The sequence below is a fragment of the Billgrantia bachuensis genome (assembly GCF_011742165.1).
Taxonomy (GTDB): domain Bacteria; phylum Pseudomonadota; class Gammaproteobacteria; order Pseudomonadales; family Halomonadaceae; genus Halomonas; species Halomonas bachuensis.
Genome location: NZ_JAAQTO010000005.1, coordinates 18138 through 37694, shown reverse-complemented (window position 1 = coordinate 37694; position 19557 = coordinate 18138). Strand labels below are relative to the sequence as shown.

At 56.5% G+C, this 19557-nt stretch carries 19 protein-coding genes; 11 read left to right on the top strand and 8 right to left on the bottom strand.

The features are described 5' to 3' along the window. Nucleotides 1-46 precede the first annotated feature (46 nt). From HBJ55_RS02505 to rfbB, 7 genes are read right to left on the bottom strand one after another with little or no spacing between them, the layout of a single operon-like run. Nucleotides 47-646 (bottom strand): hypothetical protein, encoded by a 600-nt coding sequence (locus HBJ55_RS02505; protein ID WP_167110738.1) that lies wholly within the window; start codon nucleotides 644-646, stop codon nucleotides 47-49. Further along, the gene (locus tag HBJ55_RS02500; protein ID WP_167110736.1) at nucleotides 615-1631 is read right to left on the bottom strand and encodes a sulfotransferase; all 1017 of its coding nucleotides are present in this window, start codon (nucleotides 1629-1631) and stop codon (nucleotides 615-617) included. The genes HBJ55_RS02505 and HBJ55_RS02500 overlap by 32 nt, the downstream gene beginning before the upstream one ends. A gap of 12 nt (nucleotides 1632-1643) precedes the next feature. Next, on the bottom strand, nucleotides 1644-2654 hold the full coding sequence (locus HBJ55_RS02495) for a hypothetical protein (protein ID WP_167110734.1): 1011 nt from the start codon (nucleotides 2652-2654) through the stop codon (nucleotides 1644-1646). Next, the gene (locus HBJ55_RS02490) at nucleotides 2641-3330 is read right to left on the bottom strand and encodes a WbqC family protein (protein ID WP_167110732.1); all 690 of its coding nucleotides are present in this window, start codon (nucleotides 3328-3330) and stop codon (nucleotides 2641-2643) included. Before HBJ55_RS02490 ends, HBJ55_RS02495 begins: the two co-directional genes overlap by 14 nt. After that, nucleotides 3327-4421, bottom strand: coding sequence for a DegT/DnrJ/EryC1/StrS family aminotransferase (locus HBJ55_RS02485; RefSeq protein ID WP_167110730.1), 1095 nt, complete (start codon nucleotides 4419-4421; stop codon nucleotides 3327-3329). Before HBJ55_RS02485 ends, HBJ55_RS02490 begins: the two co-directional genes overlap by 4 nt. A gap of 18 nt (nucleotides 4422-4439) precedes the next feature. Then, the gene (gene rfbA / locus HBJ55_RS02480; protein WP_167110727.1) at nucleotides 4440-5312 is read right to left on the bottom strand and encodes a glucose-1-phosphate thymidylyltransferase RfbA; all 873 of its coding nucleotides are present in this window, start codon (nucleotides 5310-5312) and stop codon (nucleotides 4440-4442) included. Continuing rightward, nucleotides 5309-6367 carry a dTDP-glucose 4,6-dehydratase gene (gene rfbB / locus HBJ55_RS02475; protein ID WP_167110725.1) on the bottom strand — a complete coding sequence of 353 codons (1059 nt, stop codon included), beginning with the start codon at nucleotides 6365-6367 and terminating at the stop codon, nucleotides 5309-5311. The genes rfbA and rfbB overlap by 4 nt, the downstream gene beginning before the upstream one ends. Nucleotides 6368-6574: 207 nt before the next feature. Here rfbB and HBJ55_RS22235 point away from each other — a divergent pair, with 207 nt between their 5' ends. The 3 genes from HBJ55_RS22235 to HBJ55_RS02465 are packed head-to-tail and all read left to right on the top strand — an operon-like array spanning nucleotide 6575 to nucleotide 8453. Next, complete coding sequence (locus HBJ55_RS22235) at nucleotides 6575-7477, top strand: flagellin N-terminal helical domain-containing protein (protein ID WP_206022161.1); 903 nt, start codon at nucleotides 6575-6577, stop codon at nucleotides 7475-7477. Continuing rightward, nucleotides 7478-8035, top strand: coding sequence for a flagellin (locus HBJ55_RS22230; RefSeq protein ID WP_206022160.1), 558 nt, complete (start codon nucleotides 7478-7480; stop codon nucleotides 8033-8035). It begins immediately after the preceding gene. 55 nt (nucleotides 8036-8090) lie between these two features. Further along, nucleotides 8091-8453, top strand: a complete 363-nt coding sequence (locus tag HBJ55_RS02465; protein WP_167110723.1) for a hypothetical protein — start codon at nucleotides 8091-8093, stop codon at nucleotides 8451-8453. 197 nt (nucleotides 8454-8650) lie between these two features. Here HBJ55_RS02465 and HBJ55_RS02460 read toward each other — a convergent pair whose 3' ends face one another. Further along, a complete protein-coding gene (locus HBJ55_RS02460) occupies nucleotides 8651-9151 on the bottom strand; it encodes a hypothetical protein (RefSeq protein ID WP_206022159.1) in 501 nt (166 codons plus the stop codon). A gap of 153 nt (nucleotides 9152-9304) precedes the next feature. Here HBJ55_RS02460 and HBJ55_RS02455 point away from each other — a divergent pair, with 153 nt between their 5' ends. The 8 genes from HBJ55_RS02455 to HBJ55_RS02420 all read left to right on the top strand — a co-directional run bounded on the left by HBJ55_RS02455 (nucleotide 9305) and on the right by HBJ55_RS02420 (nucleotide 19337). Beyond that, nucleotides 9305-9535 (top strand): DUF2835 family protein, encoded by a 231-nt coding sequence (locus tag HBJ55_RS02455; RefSeq protein ID WP_167110721.1) that lies wholly within the window; start codon nucleotides 9305-9307, stop codon nucleotides 9533-9535. Between the two features lie 171 nt (nucleotides 9536-9706). Continuing rightward, nucleotides 9707-10933 carry a GGDEF domain-containing protein gene (locus HBJ55_RS02450; RefSeq protein ID WP_167110719.1) on the top strand — a complete coding sequence of 409 codons (1227 nt, stop codon included), beginning with the start codon at nucleotides 9707-9709 and terminating at the stop codon, nucleotides 10931-10933. A gap of 63 nt (nucleotides 10934-10996) precedes the next feature. Further along, the gene (locus tag HBJ55_RS02445; RefSeq protein WP_240935954.1) at nucleotides 10997-15034 is read left to right on the top strand and encodes an EAL domain-containing protein; all 4038 of its coding nucleotides are present in this window, start codon (nucleotides 10997-10999) and stop codon (nucleotides 15032-15034) included. Nucleotides 15035-15060: 26 nt separating this feature from the next. Next, on the top strand, nucleotides 15061-16746 hold the full coding sequence (locus HBJ55_RS02440; protein WP_167110717.1) for an HD domain-containing phosphohydrolase: 1686 nt from the start codon (nucleotides 15061-15063) through the stop codon (nucleotides 16744-16746). 196 nt (nucleotides 16747-16942) lie between these two features. Further along, nucleotides 16943-17362, top strand: a complete 420-nt coding sequence (gene fliS, locus HBJ55_RS02435) for a flagellar export chaperone FliS (protein ID WP_167110715.1) — start codon at nucleotides 16943-16945, stop codon at nucleotides 17360-17362. Nucleotides 17363-17369: 7 nt separating this feature from the next. Next, on the top strand, nucleotides 17370-17747 hold the full coding sequence (locus tag HBJ55_RS02430; protein ID WP_240935953.1) for a flagellar protein FliT: 378 nt from the start codon (nucleotides 17370-17372) through the stop codon (nucleotides 17745-17747). Continuing rightward, nucleotides 17744-19075, top strand: coding sequence for a flagellar hook-length control protein FliK (gene fliK, locus HBJ55_RS22635; RefSeq protein WP_167110711.1), 1332 nt, complete (start codon nucleotides 17744-17746; stop codon nucleotides 19073-19075). The genes HBJ55_RS02430 and fliK overlap by 4 nt, the downstream gene beginning before the upstream one ends. Beyond that, complete coding sequence (locus HBJ55_RS02420) at nucleotides 19056-19337, top strand: EscU/YscU/HrcU family type III secretion system export apparatus switch protein (RefSeq protein ID WP_167110709.1); 282 nt, start codon at nucleotides 19056-19058, stop codon at nucleotides 19335-19337. Before fliK ends, HBJ55_RS02420 begins: the two co-directional genes overlap by 20 nt. The last annotated feature ends 220 nt before the right edge of the window (nucleotides 19338-19557 follow it).

Here is a 19557-nt window from a genome sequence, read left to right as displayed (position 1 = left end):
ACATAGAATCAATCTTATAAAGCTGGGAGCGGGATGGTTTCCAGCTTTATGAACGCCTAATGTATCCGTAGAAATTGTTATTGAAACTTAGGCACTGGTCAATGAGTGAAATTTTTGGAAGAGAGCCAAGGAGGGGGTGGATTTTATCCTTTATGATCTTAGTGGTTTTGCTATCTCGTTGAACTGCAAGGTTGGAGTTATTAATCGCATTCAATTTTTTTTCCATAAATGCTAGTGAGTATTGATTCTGTTTTTTGTTCCTTTTAATATGTATAAAATGAATTTTTTGGAATGGTTTAAAAATATCTACTTGTTGGGAATAATTGAAAAATTGATCGAAATGGCACTTTACTGTGAAAATGTTTCCGTTCGAATTTTTGTAATTATTCGTTATAAAATTAAAGTGTTCATTGAGGTTTATTAAATTTTTCTCTTTTACAACTTTTGGCACATGTACAGAAAGGTTGAAGTGTTCAGCGACATAACCTGCCTCGGCTTGTGTTAAAAGGTCAGAAATTAATGATGAGCCTACTCTAGGGCTGGAAGCGATAATGACCATTTCCATAATGTATTTTTCCTCCATTTTTTGCTTTGCAGGGAAGTTGAGCGGAATTTTAAAACCGATGGATATAAGATTGGTATGCACTTTCGGCATCTGCTTGGCTATACTCTTCTAATCGCCATATGTTCGTATTGGTAAAATGTGCTTTCCCTCTGTATTCAGGAATTTTGATATCACGGCTGCTGGCTTGCTCAAGTAAGCGATTGGAGATTTCTTCATAATAGTGGTTTGGTCTACGGCAAAAGTCTTCATATTGAATAGTTAATTTATTTTTTTCAGGCAAGCAGGATAAGCCAGTATTTATTGATCGATTTATGGCGGTAATTTGGCCTGCAACGGACTTTAACGGATCAAGATCTTTGAGTTTAGGATATTCCTTAATCTTAAACGAATACCAGGCGCTTATGTCTCCATACTGGCGTTTTCGAGCTTCAAGTGCGGACTGTATATTGAAGATCGGATCGCGGCGAATCCAGATAAAAAGAGCCTTATCAAACTGCTCCGCTAGTTCCGGTATGTTCTGGTTCATAATCATGGCTTTCATGGCAAATGGTTTTTCGAAGATATTTGCCAAGGCATTCAGTTCATCACGTAATCCTGAAAGGTTGGCTTTTTTTCTGAGCTCTGCTGGTGACATATAGTCAAGCTCTTCGAACGGCAGGAAGCGGCGCCAGAAGTACCAGAATTCGTTTGGCGCCAGGGCTCCTTTTGTTTTTCCATTATCGGAACTGAAATTGATGCCGGTGGTGAAGTCCAATATTTCGTTGCGGAAATTATATCTCGAGTCCGTTAACAGTTGCTGTATTTTTGCGCCTACTAATGGTGCTCCAAAAAAGCGGGACAGGAGGTTGCTTGGGTAGGCGATCAAGCCGGTGTCGGCGAGCCATTGCATAAAAAGAGTGCTGCCTGAGCGGTGCGGCCCCATCAGAAAGATCTTCGGAAAACGCTCAACTGAGTCTTTTAGATAGTTTTCGTTCGCGCCCGTTAGATTGGCATTCAGATCCGTAAGCAGTTCTTCGAGTGCTGAAATCCGTGCGAATTTCTCGGCTCTATTTTTTGGAGCGGACATATTGAAAACCTTTTACTTGATTGCTAGCAAGCTGATGAGCCTGCCCATATCACCTTCGTTGTAACGCTGGTCGCACGGCAAGAATAGTCCGTTGGTAACCAGTTTCCATTCAAAACTGCCTTTGTTCACTCGGTTCAGCACTTCAGGCCAGTAGCTTGGCACATAAACACGCCTACTGATAAGTTCTGATCTGCTAGACGTCTTCACGCTTGGAAGGAATGGGTAGCATAAGGGGGCCGGATTATCGTCAAATGCTAAGCTCAATTGATTATACTTGCCTAGACGTTCGTGAAGGTAGCGGGCGTTACGAGTTCGAGCCGTTCTGACTTCTTCGTAATCAATTGCTTGGAGCAAGCGCTCCGTTAAGCAAGACATTCCCTGAACGGGCAGGTCTGAGATGGCCTGCTCTGCCTCTAGGTATTGCTGATAGGCCACTTCTGGACTATTGGTGAGACGGCTGATCAGATGCGGCATTCTGGATTCTGACGAGTTATCTCTTTGCTCCGGCTGATGGATTCGGGAATCTTTTGAGTAGAGCAAACCGCCATCTGGGAGGCCGAAAAATTTTCTTGGTGAAAAGATGGTTGCGACTGCTCTTGTCTGCTCTGAAAAGTAGGCTTGCGAGCAATCGACAATTGTATTTGCATAGCCAAATCTATGAACATTTTGCTTGACTGTATAACCACATAGTCCATAGTAGTCGGTTATGAGTATATGCTCTCCTGCTTTGAGCTGTAGCGCAGCGTCTACTGCAAAGTTACTATCAATGCTATAAAATTTAATGCTTACGCCTAGATCAAGAGCCGCCAAGACTACTGCATCACAGGTGTATGCGGGTAGCCAAATTTTTTTGATATCTAGAGAACTAAGTACAAGTTTAATGCCAGACCTAGCAGAATTTATTTTGATTGTTGATTGATTAAGACTTTTCTCATAAAGTGGAAGCTCTAAACCTTGATATCCACCAATAGCACGACCTTGGATATTGTCCCTGTGTCGAACAAAGGAATTAGCCAAACTCATAACGCTCCATTTGCTCTATCACCTGCTGTGGCGAACAGTTCATTAACATATCGATTATAGAGAGGTTCGGGGTGAAACCAGTTCCACCTTGCGAGTATTCAACAGGCAACGAATCAACAAACTTCAGATCAACCCCTTTCTTGGCAAAATCTGACTTGGTATACAGTTTTCTCCCGCCAGGAGAGTTGAGGTAACAATCTGCTCCGAACAGGTGACATAGCGCAACCAGGCGATCCTGGGCGGAGGCATAGCGGTCATAATCAAGTTCGCTCGTTTTCGCGAACCGCTTTTCGATTCCTAGATACGAAAAGATCTCCTCATAGCTTTTTTGGCATACGGTAGCAATTGAACGATCTTTATGCTCCAGAGATCTTCTGAGTATTGGAAACACGAATTCAAAAAGGGGCGCCTTTGAGTAGCTTTGTTCAATTGTCTTTAGAATTTTTTTCACACGATCTGAGTACTGTAATTCTGATATCAGTTTGTTCGAGGACGCTCCCGGCACCGGAACGGTGAAACGTATAGCACCGTTCGTGGATAAAATGCTATTCTTGTTTATATAGCCCTGTTTTATGTAGGCTATATCGTCGTAAATAAGAAAGAGATCGGCAGCGTAGATGAGCTGAAAATAGCCGATGTAAGGGAATAAGTACGGCTGCATGACTGCCAGCTTCATACATTTAGCTCCGTCGCGATCAGGCTGATGATTTTATTCTGTTCTTTCTGGCTGAGTTGATAAAATATTGGCAAGCATAGCACCCGGCGAGCGATATCTTTGGATACCGGTTGGTCTACCATAGCGTCCAAACAGCTCACCGATTCCAGTGATGGATAGAAATACCGCCTTGCGTGGATACCATTTTCCTCAAGGGTAGCTACCACTCGCATGGCCTGTTCTTCGCGCTCAAACACCACCGGAAAGTAGGCGTAGTTATATTCCAGTGTGTCCGGCTTGGCTTGCAAAAGCAGTGACTGGCTCAGCGCCTGTGCGTACCGTCGCCATACGGCGGCTCGGGCTTTAAGGTTTCCTTCCATTTCATCCAGCACACACAGACCCATGGCCGCCTGCATTTCATTCATCTTGGCATTGACACCCAGCTCTTCGATGTTCTTCGTCCCGGCGATGCCGAAGTTGATCATTTTCTTCGCTCGCTCCAGATCTTCCTTGCGCTTGAAGATAATGGCCCCGCCCTCGGTGGTGTGAAAGAGCTTGGTCGCGTGGAAGCTTAGCGTGGTGGCATCGCCATGCTTGAGAAGACTTTCGCCTTTGTATCTCACGCCGAAAGCATGGGCTCCGTCGTAGATCACTTTGAGCTTGTGGCGCCGGGCAATGAGATCGATGGCCTCCACTTCACAGGCATTGCCGAACACATGTACGGGGACGATGGCTCGAGTTTTTGGGGTAACCGCCGCTTCGATATTGGCGGCGTCGAGGCACCAAGTATCTGCGTCGATGTCCGCAAAGATTGGCTCCACTCCTTCCCACTTCAGTGAGCTGGCGGTCGCCACGAAAGTAAAGGGTGTGGTGATCGCTTCAGCTCTATCTCGCTGGCCACTGATACCTAGCGCCCGGTAGGCGATTTGCAACGCCAAAGTACCGTTTGCCACAAGCAGCAGATTTTCCACGCCCAAATATTCTTCAAGTCGCTGGGTTAGCTCTTGTGCCAGTGGTCCGTTATTGGTCAGCCAGGCGCGCTCATAAATTCCATCAATATAACGATTCAGCTTTTCGCGATTTGGTAAGTAGGGCTGCGTTACAGGGATCATATTTGTTCAGTTCGAGGATCAGTTTGTGTTTTCAACCAAGGAAACTAAGTACTGCCCGTAGCCGTTCTTGCTCAATTGATCAGCCTTGCTGATCACTTCGCTGATGTTGAGCCAGCCATTGCGCCAGGCAATTTCTTCTAGGCAGGCGATTTTGTAGCCTTGGCGCTTCTCGATGGTTTCCACGAACTGAGCGGCTTCCAGAAGGCTTTCATGGGTGCCGGTGTCCAGCCAGGCAAAACCGCGGCCCAGAAGCTCTACTTTGAGGGCGTCGCGCTCCAGATAGGCCTGGTTGATGCTGGTAATTTCCAGCTCGCCGCGGGGGGAGGGCGTGACCTGCTTGGCAATTTCGATGACACTATTATCGTAGAAATAGAGGCCTGTCACTGCATACTGGGATTTCGGCCTGGTGGGCTTTTCTTCAATGGAAATCGCGCGCTTGTTTGCATCGAACTCAACGACGCCAAAACGCTCGGGATCTTTGACTTGGTAGCCAAACACTGTGGCACCGTGAGTTTGTGCGGCAGCTTGGCGTAGCTTAGGCGTAAAGCCTTGGCCATAGAAGATATTATCCCCCAATACCAAGCATACATTGTCATTACCGATGAATGCCTCTCCAATGGTAAATGCTTGGGCCAGGCCATCGGGACTTGGCTGCTCGGCATAGCTGAGCATGATGCCGAATTGACTTCCATCACCGAGCAGTCGCTCGAAGCTGGCGCGGTCTTCTGGTGTAGTAATGATCAACACCTCACGGATACCTGCCAGCATCAGCACCGAAAGCGGGTAGTAGATCATCGGCTTATCATAAATCGGTAGCAGCTGCTTGGATATTCCCAAGGTGATTGGGTGCAGGCGTGAGCCGCTACCGCCGGCCAGTATGATACCCTTCATGCGGAGATTCCCAGACGTTGGTGTAGCTGATGAGGGGTGCGTGCTTGAATCCGATGACACCACTCGAGATTGTCTAGATACCACGTTACAGTCTTGCGAAGACCGCTTTCGAAGCTTTCCTGAGGAGCCCAGCCAAGCTCGCGCTCTATCTTGCTGGCATCAATCGCGTAGCGTTGATCATGACCGGGGCGGTCTGTGACGAAAGTAATTAAGCGGCAATAGCGTACGGTCGCTGGCGCGAGTGCCTGTAGCAGATCGCAGAGGCTCTGTACGACTTCGAGATTAGTTTTCTCGTTGTGGCCACCAATATTGTAGGCCTCGCCTACTTGACCCTCCGTAACTACTTTGTAGAGCGCGCGCGCGTGGTCGTCCACATAGAGCCAGTCGCGGATCTGTTCGCCCTTACCATAAACCGGAAGTGGCTTGCCGCTCAGGGCGTTCAGGATCATCAGCGGGATGAGCTTTTCGGGATAGTGGTAGGGGCCGTAGTTGTTCGAACAGTTGGTAACCAAAGTGGGCAAGCCGTATGTCCGCTGCCAAGCACGTACCAAGTGATCGGAACTGGCCTTGCTGGCCGAGTAGGGCGAGCTGGGGGCATAGGCGGTAGTTTCGGTGAAAAGATCTGTACTTCCCTCCAGGTCTCCGTAGACTTCATCGGTGCTGACGTGGTGGAAGCGGAAGGTGTCGTGGCGTTGGGCATCAAGGCCATTCCAATAACCGCGGGCGACTTCTAGCAGCGTATAGGTGCCGACGATATTCGTCTCAATGAAAGCCGCGGGGCTGTCAATAGAGCGGTCTACATGGCTCTCCGCGGCCAGATGCATGACAGCATCCGGCTGGTGCTCCAAAAAGACTTTTTCTAGCCTCGTTCTATCGCAAATGTCGACTTGCTCGAAGGCGTAGCGCGGAGAGTCAGCGGCCTCAGCTAGTGACTCCAAGTTGCCCGCATAGGTCAATTTGTCGACGTTGACAACGCTGTCCTGAGTATTGTCGATGATATGACGTATGACGGCCGAGCCAATGAAGCCCGCCCCCCCGGTGATCAGTAATTTCATGCTGCTCTCAACCTTCCAGCCTGTGGGCACGCTACCGCCGGGGCATGCTTGACGCGCAGGCATTCCCCAGCCTGATGGTGGCATGCCCGCAAGACCGCCGATCCTTCGATTAGCTGGCCAGAACTCAGCCTATTGCAGGTTCGACATGGTTAAAGTTTTCTTAGCCGCTGTCGAAATTATGTTAACCATCTTTTCGGCAGAGCGGCTATGACGGTCATCACTACCAACGTGCTGTCACTGACGGGGCAGAGCCACCTTTCCCGCAGCCAGTCGCAGCTGGCGGCTTCGATGGAGCGTCTTGCCACAGGTCTGCGTGTGAACAGCGCCAAGGACGATGCCGCCGGCCAGGCCATTGCCAACCGCATGGAGGCCAGCTTGCGAGCGGGCACCGTGCTGTCGCGAGGCATCAGCGATGGGATTTCGCTGATGCAAACCGCCGAGGGTGGGTTGGATGGGATAAACGATATTCTGCATCGTGCCCGCGAGTTAGCCGTTCAAGCGGCCAATGGCACGCTCTCGAATGCCGACCGCGCCTCGATCGATGCCGAATACCAGCAGCTCGCCAAGGAGATCGATCGGATAGCGTTTGGCACCGAAGCGTTCGGCAAGACCCCGCTTGCCCCCGCGGAGCCTCGGCCGCTGCCGGTCAAGCTGGGAAGTGCTCCGCACATTACCGAACTTCTCGAGCCGAGCTTCAATCGGTTCTCTTCCGGCACCAGATCCATGGCCTACATACCGGCAGGTGCCACCAATGTCATGCTCGAGATCGATTCGCTGAGCTTCGACGACGACATCCAGATTTTCACGACAGATGGAAAGCACCTCATTGGTACACCCATTGGAGGTGACCACCCTGACTATGTTTGGCAATACCGCAACGTTAGCGATGCCGCTTCGGCAGATGCCATGTTGGTCACCAGCGATAATGGATTTGACGCGAATGCTCTCTATGATGACAGCCTGCTGCAGGACAGTGCGGGTACGCATGATCCAGATTCATCGCCCATCGTGCTGGATTACAACGGCATGCGGATCGGCTACAGCGGAGATGGTGACCGGCTGGAGCTGGACACTGCCGGCGAGGACGGCACGAAGTTCAACGATGGTTGATTGGCGGAGAACACACTGGAGCGGGTTACCTTCGACAAGGTAACGGAGAACCTGCTCGTTTTCGTCGTCGGGGAGGGGGCATTCAATGCCCGGGCGACCTGGGACGAGATGCCAATAGAGTATGAGGACCCCGAGCCGCCGATGAGCCCCGTCAGTACGCCCAGCGAGATTCCCGTAAGCGCCGGGTTTGGCCAGGGGGTGGATACGATTACCGTCGGCCCCACGCCTGCCGACAGCCATTCGCTGGGGCTCGAGGATGTTGCGCTGGATCCGAGGGAGAAAGCCCTCGAGGCCATGCAGAAATTCCAGCAGGCGATGGGGCAGGTGGATGGCTACCGCAGCCAATACGGTGCGCTACACAATCGCTTCGAGTCCGTCATCGGCACATTGGAGCAGGAGCAGGTGAGCCTCGGAGCTGCCAGATCCCGAATCGTCGATGTCGACTTCGCCAAGGAGGTGTCAGACATGATCAAGGCGAAGATTTTTCAGCAGGCCGGTTCCGCGGTGCTGGCCCAGGCTAATCAGGCGCCGCAGGAAATCATGTCCCTGCTGGCTTGAGGGAGCGCCTTCCAAAGTGGGTAGAGCCTCATTCATTGCTGACTGTGAGAGGAAAATGGTGGAACTCGATTCGAGCCTATCGTCAAGGGAGCTACTGGATGAACTTCTGCCGAAGCTCAAGGCAACCGAGCTGTTCCTGAGTGACACGCTCGCGGCCAAACTGGAATCCAGGCTGGAGCCGGGAGAGGCGCAGCGGCTTGAGAATCTGCAGGCTGAGTTCGAGCTGGAGATTACCATGATCCACCTGAACCTACGGCGTCTATTGCAGCGCTATGCCGATCAATTAACCGACGCCGTCGATGATCCAGAAGGGAAGGGCAATGCTTTTCTGGTACTGGACGAGCATGAGGCGGTGGCCATCGAAAGCATCCGAAGGCTTTACGCACGCTCCCGTGAGTTGCAGACAGACACACCATGAAATGGCACATGGCCGAAGCGGAACATCAGCAACTGATCGATAAGATTGAACAGATCCTGCCAGACCACTCGGGCCGCTGTGCCACGAGCTCTCGCAGCGAGATGTGACGCAAGCAGCCCGGCCCGGGCTGCTTGTTAAGTGTAAGCCGAAGCTTTCCGGTCGCTTTCGATCAGCACTGCGAGTTGGTTGCCCCTCAATCAGCGGGTCGGGTTCAGCTCGGTAATCTTCAGTGTTGCCGACTGCATCTGATCGCTGCCATGCACGCCCACCCAGACGTTGTACATGCCGCTGGGCGGATTCTGGAACATGACCACGGGGTCGAGGCCGTTGAAGTCGTCGTTGCAGTACCAGCGTCCGTCAGGAGCGTTGATCACCAGAGTGGTGTCGCTGCCGGAGGTGGCGGTGACATAAAGCGGCATGCTGCCGGCGGTATAGTGCAGATCGACGTCCGGTGCACTGGCCATGATGTATCCGGTACAGTTGGGGCCCAGCTTCGCACTTACTTGATTGGAGCCGCCGGCCTGCAGGCTTTGGGTCCAGGGGTCGGGAGTAAAGCCGGCCTGAAGATGCACGCTGCCGTAGCTGGGCTCGGCACTCCAGTCCGGTTCCTGGGCCTGGGCCATGCCGAGGGTCAAGGCCAAGCCTGCCATGGCGGCGCCGACCACCTTGGTGGTGCGGTAGAGAGTGTCTGTGTTCAAGGTTGAAGTTCCTGCGTGACTGAGCGTTAGGCTCTTATCGTTGGTATGGGTGAAACGTAGAATAAAGCCGATGGCCATCGATGAGAAGTCGCTGATTCAACACTGTACGACGACTACCGTCATGAACGTAAATCACAAGACCGGTCGAAACGTATGCCGAGTATCGATGTCATGCTGGATCTTTCCGCCGAGGTTTGCCTTGCCCATTACGAAGGGCGAGTTGGGCAAGTAATAGCCCGCAGCCTGGACGGTCGGCGCGTGATGTTTCCAGCCGAAGCGCTGCGTCGAGTGGTGGCCCGGGATGGTGTACATGGCACCTTCCGTCTTTTCTTCTCGCCGGAGGGGCGCTTCCAGTCGATAGCCGCTTTGTCACGAGACATTTGAAATGGCGCTGAAATGACGTGTTGTTTGTCGTATGTCAAACCCTTGGGTCTCGTTACGTTGAGCTTGCTCTGATATAACGATGCATCTGCATCGTTCTCCTTCGTTCAGGCATGTGTGCAGCGTTTCCGTCAACGGCCATTGCGAAGTGCGGCCGCTCTACAAGGCCATGTCATGCTCTTCAGCAAGCTGCGTGAACCTCGCGAGTACCAGAACCGCCGCCTGGATTCGCTAGCCGAGCCACCCGAGGTGGGACATGAGCTGTTCGTCGGTTTGAGCGCTCTTCGCGATACCTTGAGCAGCCGCCACCATTCGCGCGACTTCGCTTTCGCCCATGCACGCTATCTGCGCAGTCGCGTGCTGGCCTTGGGGCTGATCTTTGCGCTGCTTTCACCGCTGTGGATCGTGGTGGATGCCCTGGTGCTGCCGAGCGAGTTGCTGTGGTACACCCTGGCGGGGAGGGTGGGACTGTTGCTGGGGCTGGTGGGTGTGCTGGCGCTGGCATATTTCAGCCTCGAGCGAATTCGGCGCATTCGCTTCAGTGCCGGTATGCTGCTGGCTTTGCCGGCGGGGTTCTATCTGCTCGTACTGATCATGCTGCCAGCGGAGCAAGTACGCCACTTGGTGGGTTATGGCTTCATTCCCTTTCTGCTGGTGGCAGCATTAAGCGTTTTTCCCTTCACACTGCTGGAATCGCTCGTTGCCGGCCTTGCCATGCTTGGGCTGCTGGCGTTCACGCAGGTAATCGATGGCAGCTGGTTGACCGGTCGAGGCTTGGAGAGCGTATGGCTGCTCTCCAGCCTATTGGTCGTTTCGCTGGCGGCCAACCACTTCCAGCTCAGTCTGTTGTTGCGACTCTATCGCCAGGCCACACATGATTCCCTGACCGGGCTCTTCAACCGCGGTGCGCTGGAGGAGCATCTGGAAAAAGTCCAGGCCTGGCAGCGTGACACCGAAGGGCAGGATAGCCTTGGCAGCGTACCTTGTTCGCTGCTGATGGCCGATCTCGACCATTTCAAGCGTATCAATGACAGCTATGGCCACTCGGTTGGCGATAGCGTGCTGTGCCAGTTCGCCGAGCTGTTGATGCGTCAGACGCGCCGGCACGATTGTGTCGCACGTTATGGCGGAGAGGAGTTCGTCATCATTCTGGTCGGCAGCGGCCAGGCCAGAGCGATGGAGATCGCCGATCGCATTCGACGTGCCGTGGAGAAGACCGAGTTCTCCAGCCACGATGGCCAGTCCATACCCGTCACGACCAGCATCGGCGTGACCCGGTTGGAACAGGACGAGCCGGCCCAGGAGGCAATCAAGCGTGCCGATGAGGCGCTCTACCGGGCCAAGCGTGAAGGGCGCAACCAGGTGATGGCGGCCCTGAGTCCCAGCGATCCATCCATCTAGTTCCTCAAGTTTTGCGGCTCGCTGCCGATACTTTATTCAGGCAATTTAGCGAGCGAGGGCGGAATGCCCAATAATCTACAGCAAGTAGCACTGCATACCTGGTTGATACTGGTACCAATGCTGCTGTTGACCATGGGGGTCGTCAACGGGCTGGCAGCCTGGCAGTTGCCTGTCGACTGGCAGCCGGCCTGGGTGAGCCTGCCCATCATGCTGCTGGTGGGGGGTGGCCTGCTGGCAACACTGCTGAAAAATAGGTCAACGGCGCAGCTTTGCGGAGCTTTGCTGTTGCCTATTGGTTTGTTTGCGCCATTGCTTGCGTGGTGGCCTCTCGTGGTTCCCGAAGCGCTCAGCCTGGAACAGGAACCCCTTACACCAGCAACGAGCGTCGCGGTATTGATCGCTTCGGCATGCCTGATGGCGGGCAATGGTTCGGCGCGTTCGCGTCTTTGCTGGTGGTTCGGAGGTGTCGCTCTCTTCCTGGTCGGTGGGGTGAGCGTAGCTGCGGGGCTGAGGCCGGATCTGCTTGCTACCGGCCCATGGGGTACCGCCTTCGCAACACCTTTCACTGCTTTGCCTGCGTTGCTGAGTGGCACGGTCATGATGATGATGGCACGCCACTCGAGCGTTGCCCCCGTATGGAGTCGGTCGATTATCCTGGCCGTGATCGGTGGGGTGCTCGCCAGCGGTTTTGCCTGGTATGCCCTTACCTGGCAGCAGCATGATGCCAAGCTGCGTCATGCCACCGAGTTGCTTTACACCTTCAAGACGAACGCCGAACGCGTGGTGGACGACAAGCAGCGTGAAATTCAGCGTATGGCCGCACGCTGGGAGCAGTTCGGGGGCCTGCCACCGCGAAATTACCGCGAATCGGAAGTCGATGATGTCTTTCGCGACATGCCGAGCCTGATCTCGCTTCACTGGCAGCCTGGCCAGAGTGAGCAGTTCCTCTGGGGGCGTGAAAGGTCCGCTGACTTCCGCTTGGCCGAATGGGTGAGCGAGCGCGACTGGCTGCTGGACTGGCTGGCGGTGGGAGGTTCCTATCCACGTTGGGTGCTACCGGACGAACGGCGGCCCGAATTTGCCTTGATGGCCGTGCCATTGTCGCCTCCCGCCCATGGCCAACTGATCGCCGTGCTCGATCTCACGCGCCTGTTTCGTGAGGAGGTGAGTGCGCTGATCACGCCGCTACGGCTCTCCGTACAGCGTAACGCTAGCCTGATGGTGGCCAACCATCGGCAGGATTCTGCAAGGGGGGTAGAGCTTCAGCGCGGCTGGGTGGTGCTACCCGGCGGTGCCACCGTGGAGATGCGGATCCACGGCGATGGGCCGCTTTCGGCCAACTTGGCGGGCTTGCTACCATTAGGCGTGGCCGTGGGCGGCTTGGTAATGAGCTACCTGCTGGCTTTCAGCTTGGGGATGGCCGGCTTGAGCCGACGTCGCTCGCTGGCCCTGGCGCGCACCCAGCGACACTTGCGTGCACAGCAGCGTGTGCAAACGTTGATCGCGCGGGACCAGCCCCTAGAGGAGACACTCAAGGCAATTTGCCGAATCATCGAGGCCCAGGTGCCGGGCGGTATCGCTTCCATCATGCTCTGCGACGAGGCCCGCCTACGCCTGGAGCGGCTCTACAGCGTCAACCTGCCGCAAGCCTATTGCGATGCGGTCGAGGGGGTGGCGATAGGTCCCGAGAACGGTGCCTGCGGTCGGGCGGCCTATATTCGCGATTTCGTGATATGCGCCGACATCGCCCGCGATCCGCGCTGGAACGGGTATCATGAGCTGGCTGCGCAGCATGGTCTTCATGCCTGTTGGTCCTACCCGGTGACGAGCAGCAGCGCACAAGTGCTGGGTACCTTCGCCATCTACTATCATAAGCCGGGCGAACCCACGCGGAGCGACCGACGGCGCGTCATCGAGGCGGTGGAATTGGTATCGCTGGCCGTGGAGCGTGAGCGCAACCGTAGGGCGTTGAAGGAGAACGAACAGCGCTATCGCTCAATGTTCACCTATCATCCCGATGCCGTTTTTTCCCTCGACCTGAAGGGGTACTTCACCACGGCCAATGCCGCCTGCAGCAGCGTGACCGGCTATCCCCTCGAGCAGCTGATCGGCTTGCATTTCTCGAAACTGGCACAGCCGAACGACCGGGAGCGCATCGAATCGCTTTATGGCGCAGTCGACAAGGGCGAGGCGTTCCGTTATACGGTCACCATTCGTCACCGCGAGGGGCGTAGCGTCTATCTCGACGTGACCAACCTGCCCATCGTGGTCAATGACCGGGTCATCGGTTTCTACGGCATCGCCAAGGACATGACCGAGCGCCATCGGCAGGAGACGGAGCTACGCATACTGCAACGCAGCGTCGAAGCCAGCATCAATGGCATTGTCATTACCGATGCCCGGCAGCCCGATAATCCCATCATCTACGTCAACGAAGCGTTCGAGCGTATCACCGGTTACGGTCGTGATGAGGTCCTGGGTCACAACTGTCGTTTCCTGCAAGGCAGCGAGACCGATGCGGAGGCCATGGCGCAGCTGCGCCAGGCGATTACCGGACAGTACGAGCTCAACGTTACGTTGTGCAACTACCGCAAGGATGGCTCGCCGTTCTGGAACAACCTCTACCTGTCTCCGGTGAGGGATGGCAAGGGCAGCGTTACCCACTTCATCGGTATCCAGCACGATATCTCCGAACGCAAGTCCTATGAGGCGAAGCTGTCCTATCATGCCAGCCACGATGCGTTGACGGGGTTGGCCAACCGTTCGCTGTTCGAGGATCACCTGATGCACGATGTGCTGCTCGCCCAGCGGCACGGATGTCACCTGGCGGTGCTGTTCCTCGACCTGGATGATTTCAAGCCGATCAACGACAGCCTTGGGCACGAAGTGGGCGACCAGATCTTGATCCAGGCCGCACAGCGCCTGGGAGAGGAGCTGGATCCAGGCGATACGCTGGCTCGTTTCGGCAGCGACGAATTCGTCATCCTGCTACCTGAGCTGGAGCGCGAGGAGGAGGCCATTCGCCTGGTCGAACGGTTGCTCGCCCGGGTTCGCCGCCCTTATCGGGTCGGTGAACATGAACTCTACATTGGCGCCAGCGTGGGCATCGCCTTCCTGCAGGAGGAGTTGGAAAGTCCCGTCGAGCTGATCCAGCAGGCTGACATGGCGATGTACCGTGCCAAGCAGAAGGGACGCAATGCCTGGGAATGCTTCACTAGCGACATCAACGATGAAGTGAATGAACGCATGGCACTGCGCAACGATCTGCAGGAGGCGATCGAGGCAGAAAACTTCGAATTGCACTATCAACCCCTGCTTGGAGCCAGGAGCGGGCAGGTGGTCGGCTTCGAGGCGCTGGTGCGTTGGAAGCATCCGATCAAGGGCTACCTCTCACCGGCACTGTTCATTCCGTTGGCCGAGGATACCGGCCAGATCGGAGCGATCAGCGAATGGGTACTACGCCAGGCGTGCCGTGACATGTGTCGCCTGGCCGCGGAGGGTTATGGGCATTTTCGCGTGTCGGTCAACCTTTCGCCATTGCAGTTCCGCCGCGCCAATTTTCTGGGCAATCTGCAGCAGGTGCTGCAGGAAACCGGCCTGTCGGCCGACTATCTCGAACTGGAACTCACCGAGGGCATTCTGATGACCGATACCGCGGCGGCCATCGAGACCCTGCATTGCCTGCGCGACATGGGCGTTGAGGTTTCCATCGATGACTTCGGTACCGGGTTCTCGAGCTTGAGCTATCTGAAGCAGTTGCCAATCGGCAAGATCAAGATCGATCGCAGCTTCGTGTGTGACGTCACCACCAATCGCCATGACAGTGCCATCGTCCAGGGCATCATTTCCATGGCACATCACCTGGGGCTGATCGTCGTGGCCGAGGGAATCGAACAAGCACAGCAGCGTGATTTCCTGGCGGCTCATGGTTGCGACGTATTTCAGGGCTTCTTCTTTGCGCGACCGATGCCTCTCGAGAAGTTGCAGGACTATTTGAAGCAACGGGCTGCTGTGCTCGGCCAGATGGCAGACACAACCACGCCGGTGGATGACGAGGCGTTGGCGAGCGACCCGTCATGGCCAGACGATAAGCACCAATAACTAGCTGAGGGGGCAGGATAGCGAGGATGGCGCAGGTTCAGGATGAATTTCTTCGAGTGGGAAGCCCGAGCGAGATCGAGGCGCTGCTGGAGCGGTTGATCCAGCCTGGCGGTGCTTCGCTGCTGCTGGACAGGCCCGATAGCACGCCCATGCCGGTGGTGGTGATGGAGCAGACGGCGCCGCAATCGCTGCTGCTCGATATTACCGCAGTGCGCGAGATCGCGGGCGAGCTGAAGCGAGGCATCGGCTTTCGCCTGTTGGGCCAGGTACAGGGCAAGATGATCCGCACACCGGCGCTCAAGTCGCTGCAGACCGATACGGTAGGCGGAAGGATACAGTGTCGGTGCGAATACCCGCATTACCTCGAGGAACTGCAGCGGCGCGAGGCCTTTCGGGCCCGCTTGCGCCTGGGCATGGAGGTAGGTGCCATCGTGCGCAGCCCCGAAGGTGAGGCTGTGGTGCAGGGGGACCTCAAGGATCTGTCCCAGCAGGGCTGTCAGCTGGAATTGCCTTCTTCGGCCGCTACGCTGCTTACCGAGGCCGTTCTGGTCGAGATCGAACTCTGCTTCCCCAACGGCACGCGCTTCACGATTCAGGCAGTACCACGTCATACGGTGGCAGATAGCGACCGTCAGGCCTTGAAGGTGGGGTTTCAGTTCGAGAACTGTACTGCCGAGCAGGAGCGCAAGCTATGGTTCTTCGTCCGTGAGATCGAGCGTGAGTCGTCGCGTTATGGCGATGACTCCGATGTCGGGCGCTTGCCGTCGATGCTGTTCCAGAGTCAGGCGGCCGGCGCTGCTGCCCCAGTGGGCCGGCGCAACCTGCAGGCTTACCCCACCCCGATGGCGCGTCGGCTGGCGCGGGTGGCGGGCTATCTCGATGCTCAGCTGCTCGAGTTGCAGCAGGGTGACGACGTTGATTCCGTTCAGCTGTCTCGCCATGCCGACATGTTGCTTCAACTGGCCGAGGAGGACATCGAGGCGCTGCTCTTCGCCACCCGCTGCCTGGGGCAGGAGCCGCTGTTGGTCCGTCATGGGCTGGGTGTCGCTGTGCACCTGCTGGCACTGGCCAGCAGCGGTTCGGTGCCGCGTGATGTGCGCAAGGCATTGGCGGCCAGCGCCATGGTACATGACCTGGGTAAGGGGCTCTTGCCTCCCGGTCTGCTGGCTGCCGAGTCGCTGGGTCCCGAAGGACATGTTCGGCTTCAGGAGCACGTGGAGCTGTTGCAGCAGCGCCTGGGCAGGTGCCAGTGGCTGGCGGTGGGCGTCATGAATTCGGTCGTGGGTGGAATCAATGAGCGGCTCGATGGGAGCGGTTATCCTGCCGGGGCAACGAGTGACGGTCTGACCGAGTTGGCGCGCATGAGCGCAGTGGTGGACGTGGTCGATGCCATGCGGCGCAGTCGCCCCGATCGCCCTGCCTGGCGCATCGATGCCGTGTATCGGCACCTGCTCAAGTCGCCCAACCAGTTCGACCTGCGCTGGGTGAAGCAGTACGTGCAGCGTTTCGGACTGCGTCCGGTGGGGTCGCTGGTGCGCTTCTCGGGTGGCGCGCTGGCCTGGATACAGCGGCTCGACCAACAGGGCAAGCCCTTCCAGGTGCAGCTGACCCAGGAGATCGCTCCGCCCGGCGAGGCGCTGGGGGAAGTGCTGCGAGGGGACATCACGTCGCGACTGGGTGAGATGATCGAGGAAGTCCCCGTCTCGACATGAACGGCCTGGGCACAAGGCAGGGCGGCATGGTCTCGGCGTGCCTAAAGTTGGTTCACCCTGGGCCGATAGTACGAAATAACCCTATGGTCGCGGGCTTTTCACCGGAAGCGTAGGCGCGAATTCTGCCACACTGTCCGTAAACTGCCATGTTGAAATCGTGACCGTTTCGCAGCCACGATATTTCGGAGAACGATCCATGAGTACCATGCGAGGAGCTGCCGCGTACGGCAGAGGTGCCGGCGCCTATGCCAGAATTGGTGTCGAAAGTGCCGTGATGTCGGCCACTCCGCATCAACTGATCGTGATGCTGTTCGATGGCGCGCAAAACGCCATACGTGCGGCACGCATTCACATGCAGTCTGGCAATACCCTTGAGAAGGGTAAGGCCATCTCCAAAGCGCTGGATATCGTCAACAATGGGCTGCTGGCAGCGCTGGATACCGAGAAGGGCGGCGAAATCGCCGAGCGGCTGGGTTCGTTGTATGACTATATCAGCCGTCTGTTGCTGGCCGCCAACCTGCACAACGACCAGGAGAGCCTCGATCAGGCCGAGAAACTGCTGGACGACATTGCGTCGGCGTGGCGAGAAATAGGTGGTGCGGGAGTGCAAGGCTGATATGGCTATGTCGCCCACTCGAGCCGTTCTGGATGGCTATGTCCGGCTCAGGCAACAGGTTGCCGTCATGCTCGAGCTGGCGAGGTCCGGTGAGTGGGATGCGCTCATCGAGCGCCAGTCCGACTACCTGCAGCTTGCCGACCGTCTCAGGCAACTGGACAAGGAGGCAGTGCTGGATCCCGAGGGCCTTCAGCGCAAGGCCGAGCTGCTCGAGGCCATCCTGGCCGATGACCTGGCAATTCGTGAACAACTGATGGCGCGGCGCAGTGAGCTCGGTCATCTGATGGACACCAGCCGGCGCCAGCGCGATTTGCATCGCAGCTACGGCAAACAGGCGGCGTCCGTGGTCGATGCCTCCGACAAGTTCGGCCCGGGGACGCCGTGAGTGGCATCACGCCACTGCTCGATACGCTGCTCCACCAAGTGCTGGGCAAACGTATCGATACGGCCCCGCCGCGTGATCTGACGGAGCCGGTTCGGCCGGTCGACCCGGGTGAGGGGCCGCGAGCGCTGCATAGCGACTCGCGGCTGGAAGGGCGTCGCCCGGGTATGGCACCGCTGCATGGCACGGGTATGCCAGCCCAGCGTGGCGATGGCCTGACGCCGCGCAGCGACCCAGCACAGCCTCCCGCTTCCTCTCAGACCCACTTCAGCCCCTCGGCGCGTACCATTGCCGACCTGCTGGTACGTTTTCCTGCTCCACCATCGGTGCTGAGCACCGCTTCGCCGCTGATGTCGGCAGACGAAGCATCAAACGCCACGACTCTTGCCGCCCGGCTGCAAACCGGCGTACGCGACAGCGGACTTTTCTACGAGTCGCATCTCGCGCGCTGGTATCGCGGCGAGATGAGTCGACAGCAACTGGAAGGCGAGCCTCAAATGCTCCGTACGCTGCGCTATACATCGGCGGCGCCGGGCAACGCTCCCGCTGCAGTGTCGAGCGCATCCGCGGCAGCGCCGAATGCAGGCACTGCGACGACAAGTGGTGCGCAAGTTATGATGCAGGCCGGGCAGGTTCAGCCCGCGCCACCTGCGCCGGGCCAGGCATTGCCGGGCCAAGCGCTGCAGGGGCAGACAGCTTCCGCGGCCAACTCCTACATCTCCACCGAGTCGCTGTACCCCGCGGCAGCACGTGGCGAGAGGGCCGGAGGCGAGGGCCTGGCGCCGACTTCTGGCCAGGTGCGTGACACGGTTCAGCCGGGGGCGCCGCGTGCCGAGGGGCCGGAGTTGGCCGGGCGCGAGGCAGCCGAGCAACTGACTCGTGCGCGCTCAGTTGGAGGAGAGCCGGTGCACGAGAGCCTTCAGGGGCTGGTTCGCCACCAGCTCGAGATGCTGGTAACGCCTGTCTTGCGCTGGGAGGGGGATGTGTGGTCCGGCATCTTCATGGCGCTGATGATCCAACTGCCAGCGGGCGCTCGACATGAGCAAGAAGGCACAGCCGAGGGGGAAGATGAATCGCAGCAAGAGGCATGGCACTCCGAACTTCAGCTCACGGTGCCAAGCCTGGGTGAGATTCGTGTGGCGATGTGGCTGCAGGAGAAACGCATTCGCCTGCAGCTACTGGCCAGGGATGAAGCCACTCTGCAGACATTGGAGAGGGGAGTACCACAGCTGAAACAACGACTCCGGGATGCTGGGCTGGCTACGGTACTGATCGAGGCACGCCCTTGGGACTGGGAGAGAGGGGGTACGGATGACGGAATCGAAGCCTGAGCGGCGGCGCCAGGCGGTGGCGCTGGCCTATCGCGACGGCGACGACGCCCCGCGGGTGCTGGCCAAAGGGTATGGCGATATGGCCGAACGGATACTGGCCGAGGCCAAGCGACAGGGCATCTACGTCCACGATGCGCCCGAGCTGGTATCGTTGCTGATGGGCTTGGATCTGGATGAACGGATTCCGCCGATGCTGTATCAGGTGATTGCTGAATTGCTCGTATGGGTGTATGAGATCGCCGAAGCGCAAGAGCTTCGTTGAATGAGCTGGCGTTTACTTTGTAAAATATTGTAACCAAATATGCATCTATTTGATTTTGTCAAGACATATGTGTGTCTTTTTTTGTGTTCGCACACAATGCGTTAACAATTTAATCCGAAAGACTTAGCTAACTCACCTTTTGGTCTGAGTGGGGCTTGCGTTGAGAGAGGTTGGCAGGTATCAAAACAGTGGTCACAATGCATGTGTGTGAGATATGTCC

Bases quoted from the DNA above. Each gene is read 5' to 3' on its own strand.
- HBJ55_RS02430 (WP_240935953.1), top strand. From the start codon at position 17,370: ATGTCGCCCACTCGAGCCGTTCTGGATGGCTATGTCCGGCTCAGGCAA.
- HBJ55_RS02440 (WP_167110717.1), top strand. From the start codon at position 15,061: ATGGCGCAGGTTCAGGATGAATTTCTTCGAGTGGGAAGCCCGAGCGAG.
- HBJ55_RS02445 (WP_240935954.1), top strand. From the start codon at position 10,997: ATGCCCAATAATCTACAGCAAGTAGCACTGCATACCTGGTTGATACTG.
- HBJ55_RS02455 (WP_167110721.1), top strand. From the start codon at position 9,305: ATGCCGAGTATCGATGTCATGCTGGATCTTTCCGCCGAGGTTTGCCTT.
- HBJ55_RS02495 (WP_167110734.1), bottom strand. From the start codon at position 2,654: ATGAGTTTGGCTAATTCCTTTGTTCGACACAGGGACAATATCCAAGGT.
- HBJ55_RS22235 (WP_206022161.1), top strand. From the start codon at position 6,575: ATGACGGTCATCACTACCAACGTGCTGTCACTGACGGGGCAGAGCCAC.
- HBJ55_RS02465 (WP_167110723.1), top strand. From the start codon at position 8,091: ATGGTGGAACTCGATTCGAGCCTATCGTCAAGGGAGCTACTGGATGAA.
- fliS (WP_167110715.1), top strand. From the start codon at position 16,943: ATGAGTACCATGCGAGGAGCTGCCGCGTACGGCAGAGGTGCCGGCGCC.
- HBJ55_RS02450 (WP_167110719.1), top strand. From the start codon at position 9,707: ATGCTCTTCAGCAAGCTGCGTGAACCTCGCGAGTACCAGAACCGCCGC.
- HBJ55_RS02485 (WP_167110730.1), bottom strand. From the start codon at position 4,421: ATGATCCCTGTAACGCAGCCCTACTTACCAAATCGCGAAAAGCTGAAT.
- rfbB (WP_167110725.1), bottom strand. From the start codon at position 6,367: ATGAAATTACTGATCACCGGGGGGGCGGGCTTCATTGGCTCGGCCGTC.
- HBJ55_RS02490 (WP_167110732.1), bottom strand. From the start codon at position 3,330: ATGAAGCTGGCAGTCATGCAGCCGTACTTATTCCCTTACATCGGCTAT.
- HBJ55_RS02420 (WP_167110709.1), top strand. From the start codon at position 19,056: ATGACGGAATCGAAGCCTGAGCGGCGGCGCCAGGCGGTGGCGCTGGCC.
- HBJ55_RS02500 (WP_167110736.1), bottom strand. From the start codon at position 1,631: ATGTCCGCTCCAAAAAATAGAGCCGAGAAATTCGCACGGATTTCAGCA.
- rfbA (WP_167110727.1), bottom strand. From the start codon at position 5,312: ATGAAGGGTATCATACTGGCCGGCGGTAGCGGCTCACGCCTGCACCCA.